11 protein-coding genes and 3 tRNA genes are annotated in these 14,594 nt (G+C 60.1%); all 14 read right to left on the bottom strand.

The window, feature by feature from the left end; all coding sequences use genetic code 11:
- Positions 1-9: 9 nt before the first annotated feature.
- Positions 10-1,014: a D-xylose ABC transporter substrate-binding protein gene (gene xylF / locus GTP27_RS09550; protein WP_161038948.1), complete on the bottom strand. Its 1,005-nt coding sequence runs from the start codon at positions 1,012-1,014 to the stop codon at positions 10-12.
- Positions 1,015-1,070: 56 nt separating this feature from the next.
- Positions 1,071-2,858 carry an IlvD/Edd family dehydratase gene (locus GTP27_RS09545; RefSeq protein ID WP_161038947.1) on the bottom strand — a complete coding sequence of 596 codons (1,788 nt, stop codon included), beginning with the start codon at positions 2,856-2,858 and terminating at the stop codon, positions 1,071-1,073.
- Positions 2,855-3,751 (bottom strand): SMP-30/gluconolactonase/LRE family protein, encoded by an 897-nt coding sequence (locus tag GTP27_RS09540; RefSeq protein WP_161038946.1) that lies wholly within the window; start codon positions 3,749-3,751, stop codon positions 2,855-2,857. The genes GTP27_RS09545 and GTP27_RS09540 overlap by 4 nt, the downstream gene beginning before the upstream one ends.
- Positions 3,748-4,536, bottom strand: a complete 789-nt coding sequence (gene xylB / locus GTP27_RS09535) for a D-xylose 1-dehydrogenase (RefSeq protein WP_161038945.1) — start codon at positions 4,534-4,536, stop codon at positions 3,748-3,750. Before xylB ends, GTP27_RS09540 begins: the two co-directional genes overlap by 4 nt.
- Positions 4,537-4,547: 11 nt before the next feature.
- The gene (locus GTP27_RS09530; RefSeq protein WP_161039062.1) at positions 4,548-5,666 is read right to left on the bottom strand and encodes a fumarylacetoacetate hydrolase family protein; all 1,119 of its coding nucleotides are present in this window, start codon (positions 5,664-5,666) and stop codon (positions 4,548-4,550) included.
- A 119-nt stretch (positions 5,667-5,785) separates the two neighbouring features.
- Complete coding sequence (locus tag GTP27_RS09525; RefSeq protein WP_229633613.1) at positions 5,786-6,832, bottom strand: aldose epimerase family protein; 1,047 nt, start codon at positions 6,830-6,832, stop codon at positions 5,786-5,788.
- Positions 6,833-6,834: 2 nt separating this feature from the next.
- Positions 6,835-8,049: a XylR family transcriptional regulator gene (locus tag GTP27_RS09520; RefSeq protein WP_161038944.1), complete on the bottom strand. Its 1,215-nt coding sequence runs from the start codon at positions 8,047-8,049 to the stop codon at positions 6,835-6,837.
- A gap of 290 nt (positions 8,050-8,339) precedes the next feature.
- The gene (locus GTP27_RS09515) at positions 8,340-10,250 is read right to left on the bottom strand and encodes a SurA N-terminal domain-containing protein (protein WP_161038943.1); all 1,911 of its coding nucleotides are present in this window, start codon (positions 10,248-10,250) and stop codon (positions 8,340-8,342) included.
- A 193-nt stretch (positions 10,251-10,443) separates the two neighbouring features.
- A complete protein-coding gene (locus tag GTP27_RS09510; protein ID WP_202416658.1) occupies positions 10,444-11,034 on the bottom strand; it encodes a DUF642 domain-containing protein in 591 nt (196 codons plus the stop codon).
- A gap of 197 nt (positions 11,035-11,231) precedes the next feature.
- Positions 11,232-11,308, bottom strand: a tRNA-Asp gene (locus tag GTP27_RS09505).
- Positions 11,309-11,330: 22 nt separating this feature from the next.
- Positions 11,331-11,407, bottom strand: a tRNA-Asp gene (locus GTP27_RS09500).
- Positions 11,408-11,474: 67 nt separating this feature from the next.
- Positions 11,475-11,550, bottom strand: a tRNA-Val gene (locus GTP27_RS09495).
- A 50-nt stretch (positions 11,551-11,600) separates the two neighbouring features.
- Positions 11,601-11,873, bottom strand: a complete 273-nt coding sequence (gene hbs / locus GTP27_RS09490; RefSeq protein WP_155435929.1) for a non-specific DNA-binding protein Hbs — start codon at positions 11,871-11,873, stop codon at positions 11,601-11,603.
- A gap of 232 nt (positions 11,874-12,105) precedes the next feature.
- Positions 12,106-14,517 carry an endopeptidase La gene (lon, locus tag GTP27_RS09485; protein WP_161038942.1) on the bottom strand — a complete coding sequence of 804 codons (2,412 nt, stop codon included), beginning with the start codon at positions 14,515-14,517 and terminating at the stop codon, positions 12,106-12,108.
- Positions 14,518-14,594 lie beyond the last annotated feature (77 nt).

Here is a 14,594-nt window from a genome sequence, read left to right as displayed (position 1 = left end):
CCGAACGCCTTATTTGCCGGCCAGCTGGGCCTGGGTGTAGAAGCCATCCTTGACCAGCAGGTCAACGTTGGACGACGTCAGCAGAATCGGTTTGAGCAGCAGCGTATCGACCTTCTTGTAGCCGTTATCGATCTGTGCCTGCGTGGCCGGTTTCTCGCCACGCACCAGTTGCACGGCCAGCTTGGCCGCCTCGCTGGCAATCTGGCGCAGCGGCTTGTACACGGTCATAGCCTGGGTACCGGCAATCACGCGGCGCACTGCTGCCAGATCGGCATCCTGACCGGACACGGGCACCTTGCCGGCCAGCTTCTGCGCAGCCAGCGCCTGGATTGCACCACCGGCCGTGCCGTCGTTCGATGCCACCACCGCATCGATCTTATTGGCATTGGCAGTCAGGGCGTTTTCCACTATCGCCATGGCCTCGGCCGCGCTCCAGTCTTTCACCCACTGCTTGCCGACGATCCTGATGGCGCCCTTGTCCACTAGCGGCTGCAGCACTTTCAGCTGGCCTTCGCGCAGCATCTTGGCGTTGTTATCGGTCGGCGCGCCGCCCAGCAGATAGTAGTTACCTTTAGGTTTGAGCTGCACCAGCGCAGTGGCCTGCAACTCGCCCACGGCAGTGTTATCGAACGAGATATAGGCATCGACATCGGCGTTCAGGATCAGACGGTCATACGACAGCACTTTGACCTTGGCCTTCTTGGCCTGACTGACGGCATTTGCCAGCACAGTGGCGTTGTACGGCACAATGACCAGCACATCGACGCCGCGCGCAATCAGGTTTTCGATCTGTGCCATCTGGCGCTGTTCGCTGGCATCGGCCGACTGCACATACACCTTGGCGCCCAGCTGGTCGGCTGCAGCGATGAAGAAGTCGCGGTCGCGGGTCCAGCGTTCCACCCGCAGGTCATCGATAGAGAAGCCGATTTTCGGATGTGCCGCATCGGCACTGGCCGGTGCGCTGGCACACAGCGTGGCAATGGCCAGCGCCATCGCACTCAGAAGTTTTTTCATTACAGTCTCCGGTTGTATTGTTATCGTCGTATGTTAATGCCAGTGTCAGGCAACAGCTAGTGGTTATGGCGCGGCATATCGTGGGCCACTGCGCGGTAGTTCAGCGCCAGTTCCATGCAGGCACCCGAATCTAGCTGGCCCACCGTGGCACGGTAGATTTCCTGCCACGGCGTCTGGCTAGGCGGAAGCGGCGGCAGCGCTACACTGGCGCGGCGTTGCGCCATCTCGTCTTCGCTCAGCAACACGTCACAGCTGCCGGCGGGCAGATCGACCCGCACCGTATCCCCCGTGCGCAGCCATGCCAGATTGCCTCCCGCAGCACTCTCGGGCGAAGCGTTCAGTATGGACGGGCTGTCCGAAGTACCGGACTGACGGCCATCGCCCAGCGTGGGCAAGGCATGGATGCCCTGCTTGATCAGGGCATCGGGCGGCTGCATATTCACCACTTCCGCCGAACCGGGCCAGCCTATCGGGCCGGCGCCACGGATCACCAGCATGGTCTGGGCGTCGATGCCCAGATCCGGATCGTTGATGCGCGCATGGTAGTCGTCGGCGCCGTCGAACACCACCACGCGACACTCGAAGATGCCCTCGCGTCCCGGCACGGACAGATAGCGCTGACGGAAGTCGGCCGAAATCACGCTGGTCTTCATGATGGCAAAATCGAACAGATTGCCTTTCAGGACGAGGAAACCAGCCTGGGTTTTAAGCGGCTCGGCGAACGGCCGGATCATCTCGCGGTCGCTGCTGGCGCGGCCCTGCAGATTCTGCGCCATGCTCTGGCCTGTCACGGTAGGACGCTCGCTACGCAGCAGGCCGGCCTGCTGCAACTCCCACATCACCGCCGGCACGCCGCCGGCGCGGTGGAAGCGCTCGCCCAGATATTTGCCGGCGGGTTGCATGTTAAGCAGCAGCGGCACGTCGTAACCGACTGCCATCCAGTCCTGCGGCGTGATCTCCACGCCGGCGTGGCGCGCCATCGCCATGATGTGAGGCTGGGCATTGGTCGAACCGCCGATGGCGGCATTCACCACAATTGCATCGAGGAAGGCGTCACGCGTCAGGATCTGCGTAGGCCGCACATCGTCCTGCGCCAGTGCCACGATACGGCGTCCCGTTTCATAGGCTATCTGGCCCCGTTCGCGGTAAGGCGCCGGAATCGCCGAGCAACCGGTCAGCGACATGCCCAGCGCTTCGGCCAGCGCATTCATGGTCGATGCCGTCCCCATGGTGTTACAGTGACCGGCCGAGGGCGCCGATGCCGTGGCAATCTGCAGGAACTGTTCATTGTCGATCTGGCCTGCGGCCAGCTGGCGGCGGCCCTTCCAGATCGCCGCCCCCGAACCCACCAGTTCGCCATTGAACCAGCCGTCCAGCATGGGGCCACCGGACAGCACGATGGCGGGCAGATCGAGCGTGGCCGCTGCCATCAGCTGGGCCGGCGTACTCTTGTCGCAGCCCGTCATGAGCACCACTGCGTCGAGCGGATAGCCGTGCAGGATTTCCACCAGTCCCAGATAGGCCAGATTACGGTCTATTGCCGCCGTTGGCCGGCGGCAGTTCTCGAAAGTGGGATGGATGGGGAATTCCAGCGCTATGCCGCCGGCGTCGCGGATGCCTTCGCGCACCCGCTTGGCCAGCTCCAGATGGATGCGGTTGCAGGGATTGATATCGCTGCCACTCTGGGCGATACCGATGATGGGGCGGCCCGAGCGCAGTTCCTGCGCCGTGATCCCGTAATTCATGAAGCGCTCCAGATACAGCGCCGTCATGTCGATCCGTTCCGGATTATCGAACCAGTCCTGCGAACGGTAACGCCGCGGTTTTTTCTCTTGCCCGCTCATGCGCGGCCTCCCAGTTGCAGTACATGGGCCGGCAGTCCGGCGACGTCGCTATGCAGCGCAAACAGCGCACCGGCCAGCGGCTGCTGCTGTAACGCCGCTTCCGACAGCTCCTTGCGCGCGGTGGTAATGAAGACGGTACGCAGATCCGCTCCGCCGAAGGCCAGCTTGGTGATGTTCGAGCAAGGCATGGCGATGCTGTCCAGATATTCGCCGGCAGCGCTGAAACGATCGATGCGGCTGCCGCCGAACACGGCAATCCAGACGCGGCCCAGCACATCGACGGCCATCCCGTCCGGATGGCCAGCGCGTCCCGCAAAGCTGGCGAACACCCGCTTGTCATGCAACTGGCCGGCAGCATCGAGGCGGAAGGCGAAGGTTTGCAGCCCCAGTGTATCGGTGTGATACAGCGTGCTGCCAGCGGGACTGCACGCGGGGCCATTGGTGATGATGTAGCCGCTGTCGGCACGGCGCGGCACGCCGTCAGCCACGCAGCAATACAGCGCGCCGCTGGCTGCGCTCTGGCCGTCGTCCATGGTGCCGAACCATAGCCGCCCTTGCGCATCCACATAGCCATCGTTACTGCGGTTGCCGGGCTGTTCAGGCTCCAGCGCGCAATAGTGCGTGAAGGCGCCGCTGGCCGGATCGAAATACTGCAGACTGCCTTTCAGGCCAGCGATCCAGCGGCCATTCGAGGTGGGGACGATGAAGCCGACCTGCGCCGGCGCCTCCCAGCTGATGCGGCGGCCACCGCGAGCGTCGCAGCGGTGTATGCGCTGCTGCTTGATATCGACAAAATACACACTGGCGCTGGGCGCGTGCCACAGCACGCCCTCGCCCAGCGTTGCGCCGACTTCCCACAGACACTCGGGGGCGCTGTAATCCGCCATGCTCATGCTCCGAACCATCCTGCATCCACGTAGTAATTGCGGCCACTGCAGCGGCGTGCGCCGTCGGATGCCAGGAACAGCGCCATTGCGGCAACGTCCTCTACTTCCACCCGCTGCGCCAGACACTGGCCGGCGAGTATGCGTGCTTCCTCGTCCGGCGTATGCCATAGCGCCATCTGGCGCGGCGTGCGTACCGCACCGGGGATAATGCAGTTGACACGGATATGGTCCGGGCCAAGATCACGCGCCAGTCCCCGTGTCATGCCTTCGATCGCGGCTTTGGCCGTCATATACAGGCTCAGATTCGGCAAGGCCAGATGCCACGAAATCGAACCCATATTGAGGATCACGCCGCCGCCATCGTGCCGCATGCCGCGCGCCGCCGCCTGCGCACAGAAGAACTGGTGGCGCAGATTCACCGCCATGCGCTCCTCCCAGTAGGCAGGCGTAATATCGGCCACCGCATGGCGGTCGTCATTGGCGCAGTTATTGATCAGCACATGGATGGTGCCGGCCTGCTGTTCGATCAGCGCCATGGCCTGCGCCAGCGCCTCCAGGTCCGCCACATTGCAGGGCAAATAGAGTGGCACATGCGCCTGCTGCGCCAGTGCGGCCACCAGTTGCCGCGAGGCCTGCTCGGCGATGTCGAGGAAAAATACGCGCGCGCCCTGCAAACAGAAAGCACGCACCATTTCCGCACCGATGCCGCTACCGCCGCCCGTAATCACTACCGTGCGCCCGGCCAGCTCCTGATACTGCGGGTACATCAGCGTTTTGTCCGATTGATTCATCGACTACCTTTCTACAGACCGCGTGCGGCCAGATTCTGATATAGGGCACGCAGGCCAAAAGTCCACGGCGGCAACTGGTCGCTGCGCTGCACGCTGTTTTCCAGCGTGCCCAGCACGGGCGTCGAGATCCGCACCAGATCGCCCAGATGATGGGTGAAGCCGGCGCCGCTGGCATCGCGGTCCTTGGTCGGCGAGAACATGGTGCCGAGGAATAGCATGAAACCATCGGGATACTGATGGTGCGGGCCACAGGCCTGTGCCACCAGATCCAGCGGATCACGGCTGATTTCGCGCATGCGGCTACTGCCTTGCAGCTCGAAGCCGTCATCGCTGCCGCGGATCAGCAGGCTCACTTCGGCGGCACGGATCTGCTCCATGCCGAAATGCTGGTCGAACAGGCGGATGAAGGGACCGATCGCGCAGGAGGCATTGTTATCCTTGGCCTTGCCCAGCAGCAGAGCACTGCGTCCTTCGATGTCGCGCAGATTCACATCGTTGCCCAGCGTGGCGCCCACCGCGCAGCCGCGACTATTCACTGCCAGTACGATTTCCGGTTCCGGGTTATTCCACTGCGAATCGGGATGCAGGCCCACGCTGGCGCCATGGCCCACCGCCGACAGGGGTTGCGCCTTGGTGAACACTTCTGCGTCCGGACCTATGCCCACTTCCATATACTGCGACCACAGGCCGCGCGCAATCAGATCGGTCTTGAGCCGTGCCGCCTGTTCCGAGCCGGGCCGGATGGCCGACAGGTCGGCACCGATGTGGCGCTGGATTTCCAGCCGCAGCGCCGCAGCCCGCGACGGATCGCCCTTGGCGCGCTCCTCGATCACCCGCTCCAGCAGGCTGACGGCGAATGTTACGCCGCAGGCTTTGATGGCTTGCAGATCGCATGGTGCCAGCAGGCTGTTCCCACCGGCCAGCACGGTCTCCAGCGGCCCCAGTATTTCGCCGGAAGCAAAACGCACCAGCTCGAGCAGATCATCGCGTTCGAACAGATCGGCCACCGTCGCCGCCTGCGCGCTAATATCCACCAGCTGGCCGGCGCGCACGGTCACCACGGCGGGGCCGACGCCGGCACGCCAGATCCGGCCTACCAGCAGCGCCCGCTCACTATCATCCGGCAACATCGCATTTGTCACTTGTTTCGTCTCCCGCGTTAAGTGTTATTGGACGGATCAGATGTTGCCCTGTGTGATCCGGCTCGGCAATTACGAAACTCACCAACGGCAGTCATGATTACGCAGAGTTACTGCAAGCTCAGCCGGTAGATCGTAGTCTGTCGGTAAACCTCACCCGGCCGCAGGATGGCAGCAGCCGCTTGCGGACTGTTCAGCTGGTCAGGAAAGTAGCCCGCCTCCAGGCAGAAGCCGTCGTGGCGCGTGTAGGGCCGGGCGGCATAGCCGCGTACGCCATCCAGATTGTTACCGCTGTAGAACTGCAGCCCCGGCTCCGTCGTGGCAACCTGCAGGCAGCGGCCAGAACCGGGATCGACCACCCGCGCCACTTCGCGCAGCGGGCCGGAGCGCCCTTCTGCACTGCCACGCAGGCAGAAGCAGTGGTCGAAGCCCTGCGCCAGTTGCAACTGCTGGTCCGGCCAGCACAGGCGCGCGCCTATGGCCGCAGGGCGGCGGAAATCGAACGCTGTGCCGCTTACCGAGCTACGTGCCAGCGGAATGCCCAAGCCATCGGTGGCCATGTATTCGTCGGCATCGATCTGCAGCATGTGGTCGCCCACATCGGCAATGCCGCCATTCAGATTGAAATACGGATGCGCGGTCAGGCTGATAGGCGTCGCAGCATCGCTGATGGCCTGATAATCGATACGCAGTGCGCCACGGTCATCGAGCTGGTAGCGCACGCACACTTCGAGCTGGCCGGGAAAACCGGCATCCCCGGCCGGTGAAGTGAGCCGCAGCGAGACAGCGCTCTCATCGCCCTCGCCTTCCCAGCGCAGCATGTGAAAGCCCTGCGGACCGCCATGCAGATGGTTGCCCCGGTCGTTGACCACAGTCTGCACGGACTGGCCGTCGAGTTCGAATCGGCCGGCAGCAATGCGATTGGCCCAGCGCCCGATGATGGCGCCCATAAAAATCTGGTTGTCGCGGTAGGCGGCATGTTCGGCATAGCCCAGCACCACATCCGCCTGGCGGCCATAACGGTCCGGCGCCTTCCACGCAACCAGCGCTGCACCGCGCTCGCTGATGGTGACTTTCATGCCATCGGCGTTGCGCAGTTCGAAAAGCTGGTCCTGCGCCTCGGCGTCGGCGCCCGTATCGGCCATACTGTCTATCATCACTAAAGAATTCCTTCATAAGTAGCCGGCGCAGCGTGCCGGTCTTCTGCCGCGCGCTGCTGGTAGGCACGGGGCGTACAGCCCAGTTCGCGCTTGAAGACCAGATGCATGTACTGGCTGGAGGTAAAACCGCATTTGAGCGCCACATCGACCAGATTGCAGTCGCCGTTGGACAGGATGGCGGTGGCCGCCTCCAGCCGGAAACGCAGTATCTGGTCGTGCACGCTGTAGCCGAGTTCGCGGCGGAAATAGGCTTCCAGCGAAGAGCGCGAAATGCCGACATAATCGGCCACCTGATCCGTCTTGATGCCCTGACAGGCGTACTGGCGGATAAAGTGGCAGGCACGCATGACATAGGGGTGACGGGTGGATTCATGCTTGCTGGATGCAAGCACATTGATACCGGCTGGCGGCACCAGTATGCAGGTATGGTTCAGACGTACCCCGTGCAGCATCTGATCCAGCAGGTGGGCGGCCGTGCGGCCCATTTCCTGCGCCCCCTGAATCACCGAGCTCAGAGGAATACGCGTCAGCATGCGCGCCAGCGGATCGTTATCGATGCCGATCAGCGCTACCTGTTCCGGCACGGCGATGCCCGCCAGCATGCAGGCCTGCATCAGCTGGCGCGCGCGCGCATCGGTCACGGCGATGATGCCGACCGGCTTGGGCAGGCTGCGTAGCCAGCAGATCTGCTGCTCTACCGCTTCATCCCATGACTGTGCGCTGGTGGTCAGTCCGCGGAAAATCTCGACCTCGAAACGCTCGCGCTGCATCAGCGCAGTGAAGGCTTTCTCGCGCTCCTGGCCCCAGCGGTTTCCTTCGGCCTCGGGCAGGGAAAACAGCGCAAAGTGGCGCAGCCCCGCTTCGATCAGGTGATCGTAGGCCAGTTTGATCAGCTTGAAGTTATCGGTGGCAACGTAAGGCACGTCGCGCGGATAGTCCGCCGGATTGGCATACGAGCCGCCCACGGCAACCACGGGTATCTTGCTCTCGGCCAGTGCAGCAGCAACGGCTGGATCGTCGAAGTCTGCAATGATGCCATCACCCTGCCACTTTTCGATGCCGGGTAAACGCAGACGGAAATCTTCCTCAAGAAAAAGATCCCACGAACTGCGGGTGCTGGACAGGTACTCCGCAATGCCGGCAATCACTTCCCGGTCAAAAATCTTGTTTGCGTTAAACAGCAACGCGACGCGATGCGTTTTAGTCGTCGACATGGCGACGGTCTCCTCAACCTTGTATTTTTTATAGGTATGCCTGCATTCTGCCGTGCTATGGCAGCGGGCTCAATTATGAAAATCACCAAATGGCCTTGCAATTATGCATGGCCATAGCTTGTTTTCTGGCAAACTTAGTTCAAAAAAGCACAAGACATCGGACAACTGACATCAATCTACAACAGTTACTATCAAGATGAGGAAAACCGCCGCGCAGAAATGCAAAAAGCCGGCATATAGCCGGCTTTTTGCGCTTGATCCAGCGTCCCGCGCGGGACCTCGGAATGACCTTATTTCACTTCTACTACGCTCGCTTTGGCGATAGGTTTGAGGATTTTCACCTTGGCCTTCTGCTTGAGCAGTTCGATGTAGTCGTGCATTTCCTGCTGGGCCACGATGCTGTTGATCTGCTCGGCTTCAGCCTTGCGACGCTCTTCATCCTGCACGGCAGGCTGCTGCACCTTGCTGATACGGTACACGCCATAGCCCAGACCGGGCACATCCACGCCCACATAGGCTGGCAGCTTGGTGGTGTCGGCCTTCATGATGTCCTGCAGGGCCAGGCCGTTGATGCCTTCCGGCTTGGAGCGCGACACCAGTTTGGCGGCAGCGAAGCCGCTCGCATCGCCCGATTTCCTGAACGCTGCCAGCTTGTCGGCACCCGCCTTGGCGGCCAGCTTGGCGGCTTCTTCCATCGTCACGCGCTGACGGATGGCGGCATCCACTTCCGCCAGCGGACGCTTGCTGGCCGGCTTGAATTCGACGATACGGCCAGACACCAGCGTGCTCGGCGCCGTTTCCACCGCTTCCGTGTTGCGCTTGCTGCTGATCGATTCGTTCGAGAACAGCGCAGTCAGGAACTTGGCGTTGTTGTAGGGTGCAGCGGCAGCAGCAGGACCGGGCGTACGGCTGACGTTGGCAGCGGTTTCGATCTTCAGGCCCAGCTTGTCAGCCACCGGTTTCAGGCTGTCCGCCTGTTCGTACACCGTGTTCGAGAAGGTCTCGGCCATCTCCGAATACTTCTTGGCCGCTTTCTGTTTTTTCAGCACGGCAGCCACTTCAGTCTTCACTTCGTCCAGCGGTTTGAGCACAGCAGGCTTCAAGGCCGTAACAGTCAGAATGTGGAAGCCGTATTCCGACTGCACCGCGTCGCTGATTTCGCCCTGTTTGAGTTTCAGGACAGCTGCTTCCACCGGTGCTGGCAGCGCACCCTTGGTCACGATATCGAGGTCACCGCCCTGCTCGGCCGATACGGCATCATCCGATTTGGCCTTCGCCACCTTGGCGAAGTCGGCTGGTGCCTTGCGCAGTTCGGCCACGATGGCTTCCGCTTTCGCCTTGGCGGCAGCTACCTCGGCAGCATTCGCGCCTTTCTTTACAGCCACCAGCACGTGTGCGGCACGGCGGCTTTCCGGCGTGGAAAAACCCGCCTGGTTAGCGTTGTAATAGGCTGCAACATCGGCATCGGTCACGCTGATCTGGCTCAGCACCGAATCGCTGTTAAAGACGACGTACTCGATCTTGGCCTGTTCCGGTACTTCGAAGAACTTGGCGTTTTTGTCGTAGAAGGCCTTGACCATCTCGTCGGTCACTTTGACCTGTGGCACGAAATCAGCCACTGGCAGCAGCAGTTCCTGCACTTCGCGTTCCTGCGCGCCGATATCGGACAAGGTCTTGGCCACGGCGCGTGGTGCGAAGCCGGTCGCCTGTATGGCATTGCCCAGCTGTTGCAGCGTCAGGTCGCGCCGCAGACGCTGGTCGTACATGCTGGGCGTCATGCCTTGGGCAGCCAGTATCGATTTATAGCGTTCCATGTCGAACGCGCCTTCGCCACCGAACTGTTCCTTGATCACGCGCTGCAGCAATGCATCGCTGACGGTCAGGTGCGAGCGCAGCACTTCGGCAGCGATGGCACGTTCGGCGATCAGCTGGTCCAGCAGATTCTGCTTGAACTCGGGGGTATCGAACATTTTCTGGTCGAACTGGGCGCCCAGACGCTGGCGGTAATTGTCCAGCTGGTTACGCACGGCGTTATCGAATTCCTGCTGGGTCAGCGGCTTGCCATCGATTTTGGCGATCGTATTGGCGTCGTCGCCGAAGCTCTTGTAACTACCGATGCCGACGAAAGCAAACGACGGGACAATGATGATCGCCAGGAAAATCTGCATCAGGCGTTGATGGGTACGAATAAATTCAAACATGGTCTGCCAATTCGGATTGAGTGGGACTTGCACATACAAAAAAGGCGAACTCGCGTTCGCCGATTCCAGTTGGCCGATTTTACAGTGCAGCCCCCTCTATAGCAAGTCTAAATCCTTGGCAAAACAGACACATTGCAACGCCCATAAAACAAAAGGCCCGCCGCGGCGAGCCCATGTTGCAGGGAAGGAGGAATCAGCCCTGACGGCGGCGGCGTGCCACCACGCCCAGCAGCGCCAGACCACCGAGCAGCATGCCGTAGGTTTCCGGCTCAGGCACGGCCGTTACCGTCACGCGGTCCAGCAGCGCACCTTGGTTATCCGTACCCTGATCGACAAAGCTGAAGCCCACTTTGCCGGTACCGGTGGCCGTGTAATTGAGGCTGAAAGTCTGGAAGCCATCGGTGGCGGCACGGGTGAAGGTCTGGCTGCCGCTGCCGAAATTGACGACCACCGTGTCCGTGCCGGCCGCACGATGATTACCTGCCAGATCGAAGCTCAGGGTATAGCTCATGCCGTTGACCACATTGATGGCGTTGGCGAAGATACCAGCCTTGTTGGTCGAGCCGTCGAGATCGATATAATGCCCATTGCCGGGCACCAGATCGAAAAAGCCGGGCGCGCCGATAATATCGACGGTGCCACCGCTGACCGACCAGCCGCCATTAAATGCGATGGCATTCAGGCCCAGTGTATCCGTATCGAAATTATCGCTAAACAGCGGAGCCGCCTGCGCTGCCGACGCGCCTAACAAAGCTGCGGCAATAACAATTTTTTTAAAACCCATAATGCACCCCCTCAGAAAATGTTCATTAAGAACGTGGTTGACGTTCAAACATCTTACAAGGACGCTAATAAAACCTTGCGCACGATACGATAAGTTAATTTCTATTTCCGGATGAATAAAAATTACTGTATTTAAATAATCGTCGGCACAAAAGAAAAACCCCGCAGCTAATATTTAGCTGCGGGGTATCTTGTTCTTGGCGGAGCGGACGGGACTCGAACCCGCGACCCCCGGCGTGACAGGCCGGTATTCTAACCAACTGAACTACCGCTCCTATACGAGTACTGTGGTTTTGTTGGCGGAGCGGACGGGACTCGAACCCGCGACCCCCGGCGTGACAGGCCGGTATTCTAACCAACTGAACTACCGCTCCAGCAAAACACACTAGGTACTGCTAACTACTCTTTACTGCTTGCTACTTCTTACTACTACCGCAAAACTGGTGGGCGGTGAGAGGCTCGAACTCCCGACCTAAGCCTTGTAAGGGCTCCGCTCTACCAACTGAGCTAACCGCCCAATTTCGCGCTTTGGTGAGCTTGCTTACTTCTGCTGCTCACCGAAGTCCGTTAGTTTACAGCATCTTTCAAAGCTTTACCAGCTTTAAATTTAGGAACTTTAGCTGCTTCGATGGTGATCTCTTCTTTGGTGCGTGGATTGCGGCCGGTACGGGCAGCGCGCTCGCTCACCGAGAAGGTGCCGAAGCCAACCAGGGTGACGCTGTCGTTCTTCTGCAGGGTGGTGGTTACGCCATCGATCACCGCGTCCAGTGCGCGCGCTGCAGCCGCTTTCGAAATATCAGCGGTCGCTGCAATATGGTCGATCAATTCAGTCTTATTCAAAGCAATTCCCCGTCACAAAGGTTATATCGTTTTAGCCCGCGAGCGTGCATTTAACTGCACAGCAGGTCTGGAAAAATCTCAGGCAGTATTAAACAAGCCAGCCTGTACTTGTGTCAAGGACCGCACTGTAGAAATACCCCTCAAAATAACAAACGGGCGCTATAAAAGCGCCCGTTTGTGGTGTTAGCGAGAATTAATCGGGGATTTGCCTAAGAAATAGGCTGCCGACCGATTAGTGTTTCACTACCTCCGTCTGGCCATCGGTCTTCGCTGCCACAGCCGCTACCGCTTCCACCGGTGCCGTTTCGGCCAGCGGTTCTGGCAGTCGCTCCAGTGCGATTTCCAGCACTTTGTCGATCCAGCGCACCGGTACGATTTCCAGCTTGTTCTTCACATTGTCCGGAATATCGGCCAGATCCTTGACGTTCTGCTCGGGGATCAGCACGGTTTTGATGCCGCCACGCTGGGCCGCCAGCAGTTTTTCTTTCAGGCCACCGATAGGCAGCACTTCGCCACGCAGGGTGATTTCCCCCGTCATGGCCACGTCGGCACGGACCGGAATGCCGGTGAACACCGACACCATGGCCACCGTCATGGCAGCGCCGGCCGATGGACCATCTTTCGGCGTTGCACCTTCCGGTACGTGGATGTGGATGTCGCTCTTCTCGAACACTTCGTTCTTGATGCCGAGGCGCTGGGCACGGCTGCGCACCACAGTGCGGGCCGCTTCAATCGACTCTTTCATCACGTCGCCCAGCGTACCGGTGCGGATAACGCCGCCCTTGCCCGGCATCTGCACGGCTTCGATGGTCAGCAGATCGCCGCCCACCTCGGTCCATGCCAGACCCACTACCTGACCGATCTGGTTATCCTTCTCGGCCACGCCGAAATCGTAACGGCGCACGCCGAGGAATTTATCCAGATTTTTCGAGGTAACGGCAATCTTCTTGTCCGACTTCTTCAGCAGCAGCATCTTCACCACCTTGCGGCAGATCTTCGATACTTCGCGCTCGAGCGAACGCACACCGGCTTCACGCGTGTAGTAACGGATGATGTCGCGCAGCGCCGATTCGGCCACCGAAATCTCGTCCTCTTTCAGACCATTGTTCTTGATCTGTTTCGGCAGCAGGTAGCGCTGGGCGATGCTGGTTTTTTCGTCTTCCGTATAGCCGGACAGGCGGATCACTTCCATCCGGTCCAGCAGCGCGGGCGGAATGTTGTACGAATTGGAGGTCGCCACGAACATCACATCGGACAGATCGAAATCGACTTCGATGTAGTGATCCGAGAAGGTGTGGTTCTGCTCGGGGTCGAGCACCTCCAGCAGCGCCGACGAAGGATCGCCACGGAAGTCCGCTCCCATCTTGTCGATCTCGTCGAGCAGGAACAGCGGATTACGCACGCCCACCTTGGCCAGCGATTGCAGCACCTTGCCCGGCATGGAGCCGATGTAGGTACGGCGGTGGCCGCGGATCTCGGCTTCGTCGCGCACGCCACCGAGCGCCATGCGCACGAACTTGCGGTTGGTGGCACGGGCGATCGACTGGCCCAGCGAAGTCTTACCCACGCCCGGAGGGCCGACGAAGCACAGGATAGGCGCTTTCAGCTTGTCCACGCGCTGCTGCACTGCCAGATATTCGAGGATGCGTTCTTTGACTTTTTCCAGGCCATAGTGATCGCCTTCCAGCACCTTTTCGGCATTGGACAGATCGTTGTTGACCTTGGACTTCTTCTTCCATGGCAGGCTGACCAGGGTATCGATATAGTTGCGCACCACCGTAGCCTCGGCCGACATCGGCGACATCAGCTTGAGCTTCTTCAGTTCGGCATTGGCTTTGTCCAGCGCCTCTTTCGGCATCTTGGCGGCAGCCACTTTCTTTTCCAGCTCGTCCAGATCGGCGCCGTCTTCGCCCTCGCCCAGTTCCTTCTGGATGGCTTTGACCTGCTCGTTCAGGTAGTACTCGCGCTGCGACTTCTCCATCTGGCGCTTGACGCGGCCGCGGATACGCTTTTCCACCTGCAGGATATCGAGCTCGCCTTCGAGCTGGCCCAGCAGATGTTCCAGACGTTTGGTCACGCTGAAGATCTCCAGGATCACCTGTTTCTGTTCCAGCTTGAGCGGCAGATGGGCGGCCACCGTGTCGGCCAGACGGCCGGCATCATCGATACCCGACAGCGAAGCGAGGATCTCGGGGGGAATTTTCTTGTTGAGTTTGACGTACTGGTCAAACTGCTGAACGATGGCACGGCGCATCGCTTCGATTTCCGAATCGTCGCCCTGCTCCGAATCGAGCGGCGTCAGATCGGCCACGAAGTGTGCCGGCGTATCGGTGATACGGTTGATGCGTGCACGCTGAGCGCCTTCGACCAGCACCTTGACGGTGCCGTCCGGCAGTTTCAGCATTTGCAGAATATTGGCCACGCAGCCGATTTCATAGATATCGGAAGCAGAAGGTTCGTCCTTGGCAGCGGCTTTTTGCGCGGCAAGCATGATGCTCTTGCCTTGCTCCATAGCGGCTTCCAGCGCCTTAATCGATTTTGGGCGTCCTACGAACAGCGGTATCACCATATGCGGGAAAACTACAACGTCCCGCAGCGGCAATAACGGCAGTTGAGTTTGCTCAGTTAATTTGGAAGTTGTCATGGCGTACCTTATGTGAAAGCGTGTTTATGATGTGGGCGCAAAGGTCCAGATCACAAGACCGTCTACGTTAATTTGTT

The organism is Duganella qianjiadongensis (assembly GCF_009857915.1).
GTDB classification, from domain to species: Bacteria; Pseudomonadota; Gammaproteobacteria; order Burkholderiales; family Burkholderiaceae_D; genus Rugamonas; species Rugamonas qianjiadongensis.
The sequence above is the reverse complement of the archived record's forward strand: the minus strand, read 5'-3'. Positions and strand labels throughout refer to the sequence as shown.

Excerpts from the sequence above, each read along its gene's own strand:
- xylF (WP_161038948.1), bottom strand. The coding sequence starts at position 1,014 with ATGAAAAAACTTCTGAGTGCGATGGCGCTGGCCATTGCCACGCTGTGT.
- GTP27_RS09545 (WP_161038947.1), bottom strand. The coding sequence starts at position 2,858 with ATGAGCGGGCAAGAGAAAAAACCGCGGCGTTACCGTTCGCAGGACTGG.
- GTP27_RS09540 (WP_161038946.1), bottom strand. The coding sequence starts at position 3,751 with ATGAGCATGGCGGATTACAGCGCCCCCGAGTGTCTGTGGGAAGTCGGC.
- xylB (WP_161038945.1), bottom strand. The coding sequence starts at position 4,536 with ATGAATCAATCGGACAAAACGCTGATGTACCCGCAGTATCAGGAGCTG.
- GTP27_RS09530 (WP_161039062.1), bottom strand. The coding sequence starts at position 5,666 with ATGTTGCCGGATGATAGTGAGCGGGCGCTGCTGGTAGGCCGGATCTGG.
- GTP27_RS09525 (WP_229633613.1), bottom strand. The coding sequence starts at position 6,832 with ATGATAGACAGTATGGCCGATACGGGCGCCGACGCCGAGGCGCAGGAC.
- GTP27_RS09520 (WP_161038944.1), bottom strand. The coding sequence starts at position 8,049 with ATGTCGACGACTAAAACGCATCGCGTCGCGTTGCTGTTTAACGCAAAC.
- GTP27_RS09515 (WP_161038943.1), bottom strand. The coding sequence starts at position 10,250 with ATGTTTGAATTTATTCGTACCCATCAACGCCTGATGCAGATTTTCCTG.
- GTP27_RS09510 (WP_202416658.1), bottom strand. The coding sequence starts at position 11,034 with ATGGGTTTTAAAAAAATTGTTATTGCCGCAGCTTTGTTAGGCGCGTCG.
- lon (WP_161038942.1), bottom strand. The coding sequence starts at position 14,517 with ATGACAACTTCCAAATTAACTGAGCAAACTCAACTGCCGTTATTGCCG.